General features: G+C 52.1%; 12 protein-coding genes. All 12 read right to left on the bottom strand.

The genetic code is table 11. The features are described 5' to 3' along the window. On the bottom strand, window positions 1–291 hold a 291-nt coding region (locus tag IPN95_31565), incomplete at its 3' end, for a hypothetical protein (GenBank protein ID MBK9453856.1). 86 nt (window positions 292–377) lie between these two features. Continuing rightward, the gene (locus IPN95_31560; protein ID MBK9453855.1) at window positions 378–989 is read right to left on the bottom strand and encodes a hypothetical protein; all 612 of its coding nucleotides are present in this window, start codon (window positions 987–989) and stop codon (window positions 378–380) included. 207 nt (window positions 990–1,196) lie between these two features. Further along, window positions 1,197–2,546, bottom strand: coding sequence for a hypothetical protein (locus tag IPN95_31555; GenBank protein MBK9453854.1), 1,350 nt, complete (start codon window positions 2,544–2,546; stop codon window positions 1,197–1,199). A gap of 101 nt (window positions 2,547–2,647) precedes the next feature. After that, complete coding sequence (locus IPN95_31550) at window positions 2,648–4,030, bottom strand: hypothetical protein (GenBank protein MBK9453853.1); 1,383 nt, start codon at window positions 4,028–4,030, stop codon at window positions 2,648–2,650. An 82-nt stretch (window positions 4,031–4,112) separates the two neighbouring features. Then, window positions 4,113–5,525, bottom strand: coding sequence for a hypothetical protein (locus IPN95_31545; protein MBK9453852.1), 1,413 nt, complete (start codon window positions 5,523–5,525; stop codon window positions 4,113–4,115). Window positions 5,526–5,561: 36 nt separating this feature from the next. Then, the gene (locus IPN95_31540) at window positions 5,562–6,659 is read right to left on the bottom strand and encodes a hypothetical protein (GenBank protein MBK9453851.1); all 1,098 of its coding nucleotides are present in this window, start codon (window positions 6,657–6,659) and stop codon (window positions 5,562–5,564) included. A gap of 60 nt (window positions 6,660–6,719) precedes the next feature. Further along, on the bottom strand, window positions 6,720–9,269 hold the full coding sequence (locus IPN95_31535) for a hypothetical protein (protein MBK9453850.1): 2,550 nt from the start codon (window positions 9,267–9,269) through the stop codon (window positions 6,720–6,722). Continuing rightward, window positions 9,269–11,671 carry a hypothetical protein gene (locus IPN95_31530; GenBank protein MBK9453849.1) on the bottom strand — a complete coding sequence of 801 codons (2,403 nt, stop codon included), beginning with the start codon at window positions 11,669–11,671 and terminating at the stop codon, window positions 9,269–9,271. Before IPN95_31530 ends, IPN95_31535 begins: the two co-directional genes overlap by 1 nt. Beyond that, a complete protein-coding gene (locus IPN95_31525) occupies window positions 11,664–12,215 on the bottom strand; it encodes a hypothetical protein (GenBank protein ID MBK9453848.1) in 552 nt (183 codons plus the stop codon). Before IPN95_31525 ends, IPN95_31530 begins: the two co-directional genes overlap by 8 nt. 1 nt (window position 12,216) lies before the next feature. Then, window positions 12,217–13,131 (bottom strand): hypothetical protein, encoded by a 915-nt coding sequence (locus tag IPN95_31520; GenBank protein MBK9453847.1) that lies wholly within the window; start codon window positions 13,129–13,131, stop codon window positions 12,217–12,219. Continuing rightward, entirely contained in the window at window positions 13,128–13,370 is a 243-nt protein-coding gene (locus tag IPN95_31515; protein MBK9453846.1) for a hypothetical protein, read from the bottom strand. The genes IPN95_31520 and IPN95_31515 overlap by 4 nt, the downstream gene beginning before the upstream one ends. Continuing rightward, on the bottom strand, window positions 13,358–13,633 hold the full coding sequence (locus tag IPN95_31510; GenBank protein ID MBK9453845.1) for a hypothetical protein: 276 nt from the start codon (window positions 13,631–13,633) through the stop codon (window positions 13,358–13,360). The genes IPN95_31515 and IPN95_31510 overlap by 13 nt, the downstream gene beginning before the upstream one ends. Between the last annotated feature and the right edge of the window lie 155 nt (window positions 13,634–13,788).

Raw genomic sequence — 13,788 nt, 5'->3', positions numbered from 1 at the left:
GCCCGGCTGTAAAGGAACGGGAAGACCCGATGCCCTGATCTGCGTAGCGTCAGCAACCGAGGCGCGGGAAACTTCATTCCACTTACTTCCCGTAGTGTCCCATTCCAAGACAAGTTTCGTAGATGGTCCCGTAAGTGAATAGGAGGCGCTTGAGGCCAACCCAATGGTGGCACTAGCCGTAACCACCTGCGTATCGGCTCCGTTGCCTTGCAGGGTGATCCTATCCCCGTTGATAGCCCCGATGGATACCACGTTGGTAAGCGTAGCGTTGTTGGACAAAACTACTGTCATGTCATTGGCAGACCTTTCGAAAGATACAGCAGAGGCCACAACAGAAGCCGCTACCATCAAACGTCCCGACTGCAAGCCACGATAGCTCAACCATTCGGTGATCTCAATGCAGCACCGCTCATAACCGTTTCAGATGCCCCCGCCGATGCGTCAATGAAGAATCGCACCAAGCTGGACCCTGAATCCCGACCTCCACCAACATCCGAGTAGGTAGCCGTGGATGCCCCCGAAAACGCGGGAAGCACAACGTCACCATTCGAGCCGGTCCCGATAGTGTCGGACATTCCGATGATAGTTGCCCCGATGTTCACAGCCCTGTAATTCGGGCCAGCGCCGGGGACAAAAGAAGTAATCGCAGCAGCAATGGAAGCCGCACTTGCCGTAGCATTTCCCACGGTCATGGCAACAGCACCCGCCGTCTGTCCAACACCGTTCACCAAGACGCTTGTGCAGTTGTCGGCAGCAGCGTTGGTAATCGTGATAATGAACATCGGATAGCCACTACCATTCTCAGGTGTATTCAGGATTGACCATGCCTTGATGCCGGTAGCATTCTCAGGCACGTTCATAAACGCCAAATCGGGGTAGGAGTAGAAGTTCCTTTCCCCGTCAGGCGCGGGAAATACACCACTCGGGCCAGTCACGTAAACCATGCCCGACCCATTGTAAAGATTCGTATAAGCCGTTGCGCTACTCATTGCTTTTTAACAATTGTTACAAAGATTTCCATTGAAGTAATATACCTGGCAAAGAAAAGAAATGTCTTTTGCTTGCCCCGATTGTTGTAAGGAACAAATTTCCGCCGCCTTCAATCCAATGGTAAAATTCCGCCGCTTGTATATTTGTCTGGACTCACAAGGATTCCGTGCCTTTCCGTAGCATCGTAAGGTCCTTTCCTGACCACATTAAACACGTGCCTCGATAGGGAATGGTGCACCAGTAAAGAATCCGGTTACAGCATAAAATCCGGGTACAGCATAAAATCCGCCGCCAGTCGCCGTGATAGTAAGTCCTGCCGCAGAAAATAAATCCCCTACAATGATCGGGGTAGAAAGCGACTCTCCGACACCAGGGGTAATTGTCCATACGAATTCCATGGAGTCCGTAGCAGGGTTGTTCACCGACAGGTCAACCGTGACAGTCGGCGGGGAACCGGCAGGAAGACTAGCGGTAATGTCAACAGTACCATCCGTGCTTGTGAATGCGTATTGCTGAATCCAATCAAGTTGATCTTGCAATGCCTGAGTGGTTCCTACCGTGTAGACCGTTCCGACATTGGTGACGCTGATGTACGGAAGTCCGGCAACAACAGATACAGCACCACCTCCACCACCGATGGGTGTCAATGGCTGTGGTTCCGAGCAGTCGTCACAGCATGAGCAATCCCCGCCGTCCGGCTTACCGGTAGCAAGAATCTTGAACTCTGTCATCAAGTTGCTGACAAATGTATCATCCCCGCAGGCAATCGAATTCTCGATCATCACAGCAAGGGTAGTCATCCGCGACAACTGATTCAGGATCGTAGCCCTCAAGCTCGGGTTGTCAGGATAGAATGCGCGTTGAAGATTGGCATACACCGTCTTGAACATGCACTGAATCCTGCATCCGTCAAGATTGCAGGTAACTTGAAATTGCTTGGTCGTAGTCAGGGTAACGGTGTAGTTCCCCTTGGTGACGTTGACAGTTGCCGATGCCGTCCATGTTCCGTTCCAGATTGGATCCCCATTGGTAGAGATTGTCGGTCCCGCGCCGGTGATGTCTGCATGGTACTGTACGCTGGGATATTCCAAGCGCATGGACCTGCTGTTCACCGTCCATCCACCCGCAGCCCATCCCGTAGCATCCGTAGCGGCTACAATCAGGCGGTTACAATCAACGGGAGTTTCCAAACAAAGTGTCGGGAAGTCCGTACACAGATTGTGTGTATCAGGTCCACCATCCACGTCAACAGGTCCGATAGCGGAATAGATGTTGGTGGAGATCGTATAATCCCCAGTCTGGATCACGCCCATGGACAAAGGCAGGGGAAGTGACGCAGAAGTGGAGATCGCGGGGAATATGCTCCAAGTGGATCCCACGGCTGCTACAAAGTACGGATTCCCATCCGGCCCGTTGTACCCCCAAGAGATTTCAATATCCGCTGGATTCAGGCCATAGGAGGCCCAATCAGTCGTGTCGGTAAGCGTCATGCTTCCAACTGTCTGGTCTTGGTTCAGCGTGAAGCCAAGTGTATATGTCAATACTGGAGTCGGCATGGCACGAAGATAGTAATTTCCATTGGAAATATTTCACAACCCCATAGAAACAGAAAGGGGACCGAAGCCCCCTCTCAAATTGTCCGGAAAAATCGCCAAAACTATTCTACTTCTTCTTCGACCAATCCCAGGTTCAGCAGCAGGGTTGGCAAGGTCATTGAGGATGCAAACTCCAAGAGGGATTTTCGCTGCTGGCTTGGATGACCCGGCGTTCCCGACCATGAGCAGATCGTTTCCCCCGTCTTCGCCAAAATCCAGTTATTCGGCTTTTTGGTAGCGATAACAGTACCTGTGGCAATCGCCCTGTCAACGGCTTCAATCGCATCCTTGGTAACATCGCGGCCACTGGTAACAGATGCCTTGTCCACCTCCACCATCTTGTCATCCAGGAAATGGGTGAGCGGGGAATCCTTGCGGTACTCAATCTCCATTGCCAGCCACTCAGCTTCCTGACCGGCAGCAGCAGGGTCCAAGATGTACTTGATCAAAGTGAGAGGCTGGGAAAGATTCCCGCCGTCAGAGATAAAGAACTCCCCATCCTCGACAACCAAGACACCTTTCTTGAATGCCTCCTTGACCGTCTTCAGCGTTTCGTCATCCCCGCGGTGCATGGCCGTCATCAAGCGGGTACGGAACTCATGTCCGTGCTTGCCGTTGATCACTTCGTACAGGTAGCCCTCGTAGACAGCCCTCATGTTGCTGGGGTCGCCTGCTGCCATCTTGGTGGCCGGGATATTCGTGAGCTTTGCCAGTGTACGCAAGTCGCGCTCGGTTTTGCGTGCCAACTCAGCGCTGATACGCAAGTTGTCGGCATTGTCCATGGTCTGCTTGTGCTCGGCCTTGTAGGTGACATTGCTGCGGATCCTTGCAGGCTGGGTTGGCATGTAGTATTTCGAGATCATCGCCACCTTCAAGCCGTAGGCTTCCTGCTTGTCAGGACTCAAGCGCGCGGGGGAATCAAAGTTCCGTGGGTGCATCCAGAAGAACATGTACTGCTCCATGTCCTGCCGTGGATTGATAGTGCGGATACGGCCCTTGAAGTTCTGTGTTTCAGGAATCACGTTGACTACCTGCTTGTTGGTAGCCTGATCGTAGGAAACAATCGTTTCAGTTCCCCGCGCCATGTTCAAAGACACACCGTGGATAGTCAACAGGTACTCGCCTTCAATGTGATTGGCGGTATCCATCTGCCTTGAGAACTGGGAATCAGCAGGCTTTGTGTTCACCTTCTGGAGAATCCCGTCCGGCTGGTATGGGACGTGTGGCCGCTTTGGAGTTGCGTCATTCCCGTTGGCATCGTACCGCGGGGAATACGTGAATGTTTGTGGTTCGGATGGTTCGGGTAATCCCATTTTTGCCAGAAAGTATCTTCCGACTGCAAGGATTTTTTCAGCGTTACCCATTCGCTTGACCTCATCCAAGTAGGCAACCTGCTCGGCGATGGTCATGTCTTTGATTGGCTTCACAGCCTCTTTTGTACTCATCTCTACTCTTTTTTCTCTATGGTTTAAAAAAAGGGGGATGACGATGTGCCTCCCCCTTTATATTTCATCTGGACTCAGACGATTACTGAATCAAGCCAAACTGGTCTGGCTGGCAGAATACCGTCTGATAGGCACCGGTGATGATCAGTTGCAGGTGGTTTGCACCGTTCTGCGATGTCACCGTTTCGTTCGGACCAACGAAGTCCGGACCTTTGCGGGAAGTCCACTTGAACATACCGGAACCAACGGCACCTTCCATGTTCTTGTAAGCATCCTGCGTGTAGATCGACAACAAAGGCACCTGAGCGCCGGTGATCGTATCAGCCACCGTTGCTTCTGGGATGATGCAGGCGATATACTCGAAGCCTGCACCTGGCAAGCCGGTCTGTGGATCACTGAACGCATCAACGCGGGTGTAGCTGAAGTCGTGACCACCAAGACCCTTCAAGCCCGTGTAGGCCATGTCGTAGTAGTCTTTGTAGGTTTCGCCTTGGCGGTTGTTCTGCTGACCCAGCGAGAGCATCAAGTTGTTCAGCTTGATCTCGATCTGGCGACCGCACCACAGGTTGTGCTTCACAGAGCCGTAGCCAGCCTGAATGAAGCCTTGGGCAATCACTTCCAAGTCAGCCACCGTGTAGTTACCCGCAGGTGTCACAAATTGGTTCGCGCCGCTTTGCAAGAATGGGAAGATACCGTTGATCGTCTCGGCTTCGTCCAATGTCAATGGGCCGGTGGTGCCGGTCTGCTGACCAAGAACGATGGTGGAGTTCCACTGTTCCATCTTGGACTGATACCACTGGTCCAACTCGTAGGAGTACCAAGTGTCAACCATGCCGCCGGTGAAGGGGCTTGGCAAAGACTTGACCTGCGCGGTGAACTTGCCATTCTGGTCGAAGGCTGCTTTGAAGTCGGTGAGGATGGTGCTCCAGTTGATGTGCTGCATACCGTGGCGGTAGGCCCATACATCAGTGTGGAGGTAGTCGGTGATCGGCGTGTAGTTTTCGCCAACTGCCGGTGCCAACAGGATGAGTTGCGTGTTCTGGGCAACGGCTGGAAGCTGCGGCCACGAAACAGGCTGAATCGTCATCACGTTGTTGTTCGCAGCAGCGGTCTGCGATGTGATCCTGCCGGTAGAGCCGTCAGGGTAACGGACGATAGCGCCAACGTAGGCTTTGCTTTCCCCGTTTTGGTTGTACGTTCCCAGCGCCACCGTGAGGGTCTGGTTGGCACCGATTGCCGGTGCTGCCGCAGCGTCCACGATGATGAAGTTGGTGTAACGGTCCTTCTCGATGTGATACCTCACAGGGAGATTGGTCGTGCCACCGGACCGCATGTGTCCTTGAACAATCAGCATCTCGTTGATGGACGCTGGTTTTGCCTTAGCCAACAACACCTCATTCAACCAAGGTTGGTTTCGGAGATATGCCGACTGCAATTCCGTGGAGGAAACATAACCCCCCAAGGTTGACCCGAATGTGGGCTGTTGAACTGCCATACTGTTTTATGATTTAATGATAACCTAAATACTGTTTTATGTCCTGTTCAGAACGGTTCGCCTGAAGTGCTCCCCGCTGCTGATGTCAATGTCATTTCCGTTGGCTCCGTCACCTTTCCCGCGCTCCGGTGTGTAGCCAGGCAATTGCTTCTGGAACTCCTTGAGTGCATCCGATTTCGCCTTCTCAAACAACTTGGGCAGTGCGTGCTCAAGCAACATGAGTTCGGTGATTCTCCCCGCGTTTGGCGTATCGGTCAAATTCCCCGACTTGTCCTTCAAGTACAGTGAGTCGATGAAGTCGAATGGCTTGGTCAACTTCTCGAATACCGGCTGGAACTCGGGAGTAACATTCCCGTCTGCACCGAACAATTCGAAAGGGAGAACTTCCTGTCCGACTTTCACGCCTTTGAACCCGTCACGAAACTTTCCAAAACTTTCAGCGTATGCCTGATTGTTGGCTTCGGCCTCGGCTTTCAGTTGCTCGGGAGTTTTTACCCCGACCGGCTGGAAATCCAACTTCGGCTTCTTGGCTTCAAGTTCTTTGGCAATCGACTTGACTTTCACATTGAACAAGAGATTCGCCTTGTCGTATGCAGCTTTTGCCTTTACATACAATGGGTCATCATCTCCGTTGTAATCGTCAACGTCAGGTGCCTCCGGGATATTGAACTCGCTATCCACAAGCGCTGAAATGGTGGCGTCATCAAAACCTTCTTCGGCATACTTGCCTCGGACGTGGTGCTCGATGACTTTCATCGGATCCTTCTCAGCCATCGCGATGTAGTTGACATTTGCCTGCTGCCAGAACTGGGCGACTTTATCCTGGATCTGCTCGGGGCTTACACCCTCTGCCTTGATCTTCTTGATGTATTCGTCCAGTTGCCTTGTTGCCTCGGATTGGTACTCAACCCTGTTGTTTTGCAACTCCTCAAGCTGGGCCTTCATCTCGGCAGCAACGTCAGTCTGTGACTTCCATTGGTTGACCATTTCGAAGGCCGCTACCTCGTCAGGCACATCTACGCCAAACCGTGATTTAAAATTGTCAATGAACGAGAGGTTTTCGCCTCCTGTATTCACCTCCACCGGTGCCACTACGGGAACCTCTGGAGCTGCGATAATTTGATTCTCTTCCATGCTGATCTCTATTCTCTATTCTTTTGCCTACAAATATGGGATTTTTTTATCAAAAACAAATCATCCCTTCTTTGAACTATCCCTGGCCGGTGGAACCCTGTTCTTCGAAACTTCAATCATGGCCTCGTTATCCATCTTCGCCTTCTCGATTCCCTTGTTGGCAATCTCCAGCTTGGTCTTGTCGGATTCCTCGGCGATGAACTCCTTGCTGTCCATGGACTGATTCAGCATTTCAAGCTGTGCCTGGATTTCCTGCATCTTGGCAGACAAGGTGCCCTCAATCTGCATGGCTATTTTCTCCATGTCCAATTGGGCCTGAATCTGCATACGCTCCAATTCCATCTTGTGCTTGGCTTCCAGTTGCATCATCATTGACTGCTGCTCCATCTGGACCTTAGCCATCATTGCTTCATTCCCAGCCTGACCCGCTTGCAGGTTGCCTTGGTTCTGTGCCTCGATTGCCTGCATCTTTTCCTCTTGACGCATCTTTGCCCGGCGCTCGGATAATACCCGTAGCATGGCAGCGGCCTCCTGCTTGTCTTCGATATTGCTTACCGTGAATGCTTCGTCGGCGGTAATCTCTGCGTTTTTGACAGCGCCGGAAAGGAATTGCTCGAACAGCATCCGCTCCTGTACCGTAGCCATTTGCTTCATCTCGATACCCACAGTCATGGGGTCCGTCTCGGAAGTCAGCTTCACCATGTTTGCAGTAGCGTCACCAAAGAACGGTGCCAGCCATTCGATTTCTTCCCCAGCGGCCAAGGTAGCCTGCAACTGTGCATAGATGATCTCAGCCAATCGCCCTTCTCCGTCACTCATGGCATCGGTCATCGGCTTGAGCGCCTTGGCTTGGGACTCTGCCATCATGTTCATGTTCCTTACAGCCATGCGGTCGTCAACAGTCTCGCCGTTGTTGGCTGCGTTGAATCCCCCGACCTTCTCGAATCTTGCCATTTCCGAGGCGATCAAGTTGCTGATACGCTCGAAGTCGGGAATGAACCCTGGGTCCACTTTGATGCCGATCTCGAATCCGCGCATTCCCTGATCCGGATTTTCAGGATCAACGGTATTCACAACCAAGGTCCCTGACTGCCGGTAAGCTCGGATAAGGTCCGTTCGCTTTGCCTGTCCCGTGCCGTCATGGGAAGTAACCCTGTCCAAGAAGGATTCTTCGATGATTAATCCCGGCGGCTGGATCTTGATCAACAGCGCCCTCAATTCGAGGCTTGCCCGAATCACGTTGTAGTAGGCTGCCATCATCCTTGCACCCAAGGATTCCAAGGTCATGTCGGTCATGTTGTAAGCCGACACAACAACTGGAAGCCTGCTGCCTCTCAATGATCCGCGCATACGGGCTTGGCTGTAAGACAACTTGCATCCCCAGCTAATGCACCCGTCACCCTCCTTGGTTTTACCCATCATGCGCTCGGGGCCATCCACGGTGCCTGGGATAAATGATCCCTCGTAAACCACCTCGTAGGTCTGGCGCTGCATTTCGTACTTGGCCGGGTCCATTGAGTTCCATTCCTCATCGGACATGTCTTCCCGGCGCTTGCGGATACCATCTGATTTCCGCTCGGCAGTCTCAATGATGTGGTAGTCCTTGAACATTCCACGGAATACCTTGATACCCAATTCGGTTGCATTGGCCTCCAATGGCATACCCACAGGATAGGTCATCCGCTGCTGGGCATTCACCGCTCCAAGGGTCTGTAATCTTTTCCTGACTTCAGGGGTACATTCTTCCCCCATTTCTGCCATGATCTGTGAGGGGGTCATCCAAAGCCAGTAGCCGAATGTAGGCAGGTCGTGGAAGTTGTTGTTGGTCCTTGGGATCGCGCAGTTCTCGAACGGAATCACGTCAATGATCGGAATCCCCAGGTTGCTCCTTCTGGAAGTGAGCACGAAGATACCATCGTCAATGATCGCATCGGCAATCCGCGGTCTAATCTCGGTATCGTACCTATTCAGGGCTTTGACTGCCTCCACTGCTTTCCGGACTACGATTGCTCCCGTTGTCTTTCCCCCGACCTTGTTGAAAATCTCCCATTCCCCCGGCGTTTGTGGTTGGTTGGGGGGAGGGGTGATGTCAATCCCCATCATGGCATTGGCCTCTTTCAGCATAGGGTCCACAGCCATGGTAGCTCCTGCAAGCTCAAGCATCTGCTTGTCCAAGTGGGCATCAATCGCCGCCTTGTTCATCACCCTGACAACAATGCTTGTGTCCAAGTGGGTGAAGTAGTTGCGTAGGCGGTCAAAGTGTTGGACGTGATCGCGGGGCATATCCCACTTCATATCCCGGCCTGTCAAAATTTCATTGGTTCCGGGGGAAACAAGCGACCATACCTTCTTGTGAATCAAAACATCGGCTACACCACGGGTTTCCTTCCTGGTCCTGTACGCTTTAGGGTACATTCCCCAGATCGGGGCAACATCCCCCGTATTCATGTCATCGTACTTGGTAGCTGCGAAAAGGGTGGTCATGTAGGTATTCTTCGCCTCGATAGCGCGAATCCATGCAAGGACGTATTTGGCATCCTTTTCTTTGTTAGGCCGCTCCTGAGAGGGATACCCTGCGATGTTCGGGCTACTACTTGTTTCTACTCCCATTACCTGTGAAGCTGTATGAATTGCTCAATACCCCGCGCTACCTTGCTCGAAGCGGGTGCAATATCGGTTTTTTTCTCCTCTTTACGAATAGGTCCCGGCTGGGCGGCCAAAAGAGAATATCCACTAGATACCTGTAAGTCCAATCGCTCAATGTCTTCCACCCTGAATTCTATCCATTGACGCAGCGTAGAAGGGAACGGACACTTGTTTGCCCACGCAAAATAGTCGATGTAAACTTTCGTCCGTGACTTGTATAATTCAATCACATCCAAGCTCGACGGAAGGCCCGGCACCGCATTGTCCTTGTTCTTGATCCAGTCCTTGTCGGTAATCAGGAACGACCGGCAGCCGTGCTCGGTGAAGTAAGCCCCGATCTCATTCACTTGCCGCTCGTACAGAATCTTTGCATTCCAGTAGAAGCAAGCCTTCAGCATATCGTCTTGGTGCTGCCTTGGATTGTCCGGATGGCAGTGGTACTCAAAAATAAAGGCATGGGTTTTCCAATCCTTCGCAAAGTCGGGATCTACCTCAATCTGCGTCCATGCGACTTTCTCCATTTCGTAGCGGTACTTGTAGAATCCATGGGCAGCAGCGCTTGAATATCTCCGGCCAACCTTCATGTCCAGCTTCGCCGTCTTTTGGGGGTCAGTTCCAATAACAACCCACGAATCACTACTTACCCTGCATGAGCCGTGCTTTTCCAAATGTTCTCTCCCCGGCCGCGGGGGATTTCTTACAATCCCGTCATCCAAGATTCGAAGCTCTTGGGCAAACTTTCCCGTAGGCATGTAGTTCTTCTGAACAAGGAACCTGCCATTCGCGTGGGGAACAAACTTGACCCTCCCCTTGAATTCATCTATCCATTCGAGATTCCCGCGCTCAACCAAATCCGCAAATAGCGTCTGTCCGGTTGACGTGATCTGCTCCAGCTCCCTGATTGTCCTATTACAGTTCGCCGTGTTGTAGTCGGAACTCTTGTTGATAACCGCAAACACATCCTCGATGGTGAACGGCATCTTGCGGCGCTCCTCCAAGTCGAATGAGTTGTTTACCCCCTGACGTACCTCGTATTCATAGGCGCCACCCATGTCGTATTCCTCGGACCAACCGGCACGCTCTGCATCGTCAACGCACCTGTTGGCAAGCAGCCATTCCTTTGTTTCCCGATCAGGCTTATGGATGATGCTCTCCCCGTACTTGCCGATGAACTTCATCTCACTGTGCCCAACGTAGCAGGGAATGAACAGGGACCAAAGACCCGAGACGGTTTCCCGCGATCCGTTGTTGGCCGCTGCCGCCCTCGATGAATTGCGGTACATCGTATTCCACTCATACGTGTACGGGTCTTTTACATTCTCCCGCGTTGAAGGGAACCACGCCTTACCACGACCGAGCGGGGTAATCAAACACTTCTTGATAATACCCCATTGGCTTGTGATGCTCAGGGCTTCCTCTTTTCCCGCCTCATCCCTCAAATACCGGTTGATCTTATCACCGTCCAACGGGTCTTTCTTGGAAGAACCATTGGCCGAATACCAGATACGGGAACCAAGCCCCTCCACCCCTTCATGCCTGATCGTCCGTGAATTACCCGATTGGCTCGGGGTGTCCATGACAATGTGCCCAACAGGATTGGTTCCGGTAGTGGATATTGGCTGAAAGAATGGGACCAACTTTTTCCATCCTGGGACAATCTTGTCCAAGAACGCCTTCTCAGCTTGTGGTTCACCGTTCGATTGTATAGGGCATTTTGCACCCTTGACGCGGGAAGCAAACTCCCACAACAAAAATGATGCAATGGTGGTGTGGTTACTACGCCTGTGCTTGGGGACAATCAATCCGTAACACATCGGATCCTGCTCGGCAGCCTTCCATGCGTAGAAGTCCATCAAGTTCCTGTCCTTGTACGCTGGCAGGATATTATCCTCCAGCCACCAGTGGGTAAGGAACGTGTAGTGCTGGCCAGTAAGGTAGGTGGCTACCCCGTTGTTGAAGAACCAGTAGCCGTGATTCCTGCGGTCCCATTCCTGATCGAAGTATTCCCGCATTTCAGGGGTAAGGTTATCATAGACCCTGTACCAGTGAAAGTTGGTGTACTTCGGGCTGTTCCTCTGTATATCGGTAACGCCGGATGAATATTCACGCTTGGCGATCTTCACCAACTCGTCATAGTCCCAGCACTTTGGCGGCTTGCCTACACGGAAGTATTGCTCGGATTTCGGGAGGTCAAAGTTGGCAATCTTCGACACATCTATCGGAGGCGCGGGGACTTCATACGGAATCTTGTCCCGCTCGTCCTTGGCTTGACCAAGCAGGAATTTCCGAGGCACCCTGCCGTAAGTCATTTCGTACCACGATACGACCTTGCAGTAGTTGTCCCGGTCCGTGATATGGCTAATCATCCGATACCTCTTCCATTTGTCCAGTCAACGTGTTCCTGCGCTTCTTTCTATCCCCCGTTGTCTCGGTGATGACCTTCATGGCAAGCTCGTCTGCCGCAGCGATCTTCTGTTGCCTTGTAAGGAGCAAGTCTTCGGTCTTTCCCATTCCGCTGATTACCTTTTGCTTCAAGTCAACGGCTTTCAGCATTTCATCCCTGTCCCCGGAAACAATTTCCTCCCTGATAATCTGCATGGCTTCATCGAAGGCTATCTCCAATGAGCACATCACTTCCCAATCAAGTGAGTTAAGCTGCCGCAAAACATGGGTGGACATTTGGGTGACAATCGTTTTCTTTTCCCGCGCGGGGGAGTAACCAGCCAATGTCGCAGCCACAGCATCTTTTTCAGCTACGGTCTTACGGTCCCTGACCTGTGTGCATTTCGGATCGAAGCGGTAGCAGACGTATCTCAAAATATCGTCATCGCCGGGGAACTCATCCAAAATGTGAGCCAGCTCCTTGATCTCGTAAATATCAACAGTGTCTATCGGGAAGGTAAGTGCCATATCAGTGCTTGATTCGTTGGTTGGTTCTTACCCATGACTTGTCACGCTCTTTCCTGGCAGCGGCGAAGTGTTCCTGCTCCTGCTCATCGAACCTGCTGTCGGCAAGCTGCTTTTCAGTAGGGACTTTCATTGCTTCATTGATTCCCGCGCTTGCGATCATTTTTGAGACTTCCGCCTCATGGTCACGCACCGCTTGCTTCATTTTCTGGAATTCATCTTCCGGAAGAACTTCCCTGCTCACCCCGATAACCATGTGAGCCTTGATAGCTGTAAGTGGATCCCCGCCGTCGGGATTGGGGAATACAGGGTTGTTACTCCCGCTGACCATGAAGGAAACAACCATGCCGGGGGTAATCCTTGGCTGATCCTCGGCAAACCCGTCACCAACCATTCTGACAATCGCCCTGCCCAGCACGCTCTTTGTCTTCACCGTTGTAATCAAGCCGTTTGATTCAGGCATCTCGGGTAGCTGCTCAACGATAGCCCATGGACCGATAGCCCACCTTTCCCCATCCGGAGACGTAGCGCAGTAGGCAGTGGTGATTGAGACAAAGGTGTTTCCGTCCTTGTCAAACGTATTCGGGTTCAAAGATTTGGCGCTGAAGTGGCATACATCCCCGCGCTTGGGCGTTCTCCACGATGGCCGCTTGCGGGGCTTCTCCAAGTGAATCGTTTGCAGGGTTTGATAGTTGATGACATCCTCGCCCGTGAGTTCGGTGCCGTCTTCAATTCCCCCGGCCGCGCATTCCACCACCGTAGCGTTGGTAGGCCACCACTCTCCTTCCCTGCGTTCAACGTCCAAGCCTTTGGCAATTCCTACGCCGGCCTCGGGAACCCACAACCCTGAAGCCAGTTGGCGCTCCTGTGGCCTTGACTCTGGATGGACATACATCATCGTCTTGTTGATCATTCTCATAGCTCTGCCTTGATGTCGTTTTTCAATTCGTAGTGATTGCTTGATAGGATGGCCCATGGACGCAGGATGCTGTTGTTCGAAACCATGATGGTGAATTCCGCGCCTGAGTCATGGTCACGCCTGGAGATTTCCTCGATACGGCCACGGTAGCCATCAATGTTCGGTCCCTTGTCGTCACCAACCTCGAATTGGTGGCGCCGGTCCCCTACCCATATCACCAACGATCTTATGCTGTACATTCCACAACTCCCTCGATGTAGTCAATCTTTACGGAGAATACTTTCCCGCCGACCTTCACGGCCCTTGACATGTTGAAAATGATGGTATCTCCCACGGAAACATCCTCGATGTCCTCGGCTATCTCAACGACTGTTGCCGTCTGATTTCTGCGCGGGTCTTTGTTTGATTGCAGGTGAAGTCCCGAGCCTGTCTTGACTTCTGGTTGCTCGTCTATTTCTACATAGACACTTCCCAATGGGGGTGCGAATTCAATCTCTTTCATCTCTTGTCTCTAATCTTTGGCGCAAGATACGGACAAAAGGCTATAAAAGTCAACCCCCGACCTTTTGAGGGGGCCGGGGGAGACAATGGAAAACAAAACACCAAAAACAAACAACGAACAGAAAGTATGAGCTATTTACTCTTGTCGTGAAAGAT

Source organism: Bacteroidota bacterium, assembly GCA_016718825.1.
In the GTDB taxonomy this organism is placed as follows: Bacteria; Bacteroidota; Bacteroidia; order J057; family JADKCL01; genus JADKCL01.
The sequence above is the reverse complement of the archived record's forward strand: the minus strand, read 5'-3'. Positions and strand labels throughout refer to the sequence as shown.

Coding starts and splice junctions, on each gene's coding strand:
- IPN95_31560 (MBK9453855.1), bottom strand. CDS start 989: ATGAGTAGCGCAACGGCTTATACGAATCTTTACAATGGGTCGGGCATG.
- IPN95_31555 (MBK9453854.1), bottom strand. CDS start 2,546: ATGCCGACTCCAGTATTGACATATACACTTGGCTTCACGCTGAACCAA.
- IPN95_31550 (MBK9453853.1), bottom strand. CDS start 4,030: ATGAGTACAAAAGAGGCTGTGAAGCCAATCAAAGACATGACCATCGCC.
- IPN95_31545 (MBK9453852.1), bottom strand. CDS start 5,525: ATGGCAGTTCAACAGCCCACATTCGGGTCAACCTTGGGGGGTTATGTT.
- IPN95_31540 (MBK9453851.1), bottom strand. CDS start 6,659: ATGGAAGAGAATCAAATTATCGCAGCTCCAGAGGTTCCCGTAGTGGCA.
- IPN95_31535 (MBK9453850.1), bottom strand. CDS start 9,269: ATGGGAGTAGAAACAAGTAGTAGCCCGAACATCGCAGGGTATCCCTCT.
- IPN95_31530 (MBK9453849.1), bottom strand. CDS start 11,671: ATGATTAGCCATATCACGGACCGGGACAACTACTGCAAGGTCGTATCG.
- IPN95_31525 (MBK9453848.1), bottom strand. CDS start 12,215: ATGGCACTTACCTTCCCGATAGACACTGTTGATATTTACGAGATCAAG.
- IPN95_31520 (MBK9453847.1), bottom strand. CDS start 13,131: ATGAGAATGATCAACAAGACGATGATGTATGTCCATCCAGAGTCAAGG.
- IPN95_31515 (MBK9453846.1), bottom strand. CDS start 13,370: ATGTACAGCATAAGATCGTTGGTGATATGGGTAGGGGACCGGCGCCAC.
- IPN95_31510 (MBK9453845.1), bottom strand. CDS start 13,633: ATGAAAGAGATTGAATTCGCACCCCCATTGGGAAGTGTCTATGTAGAA.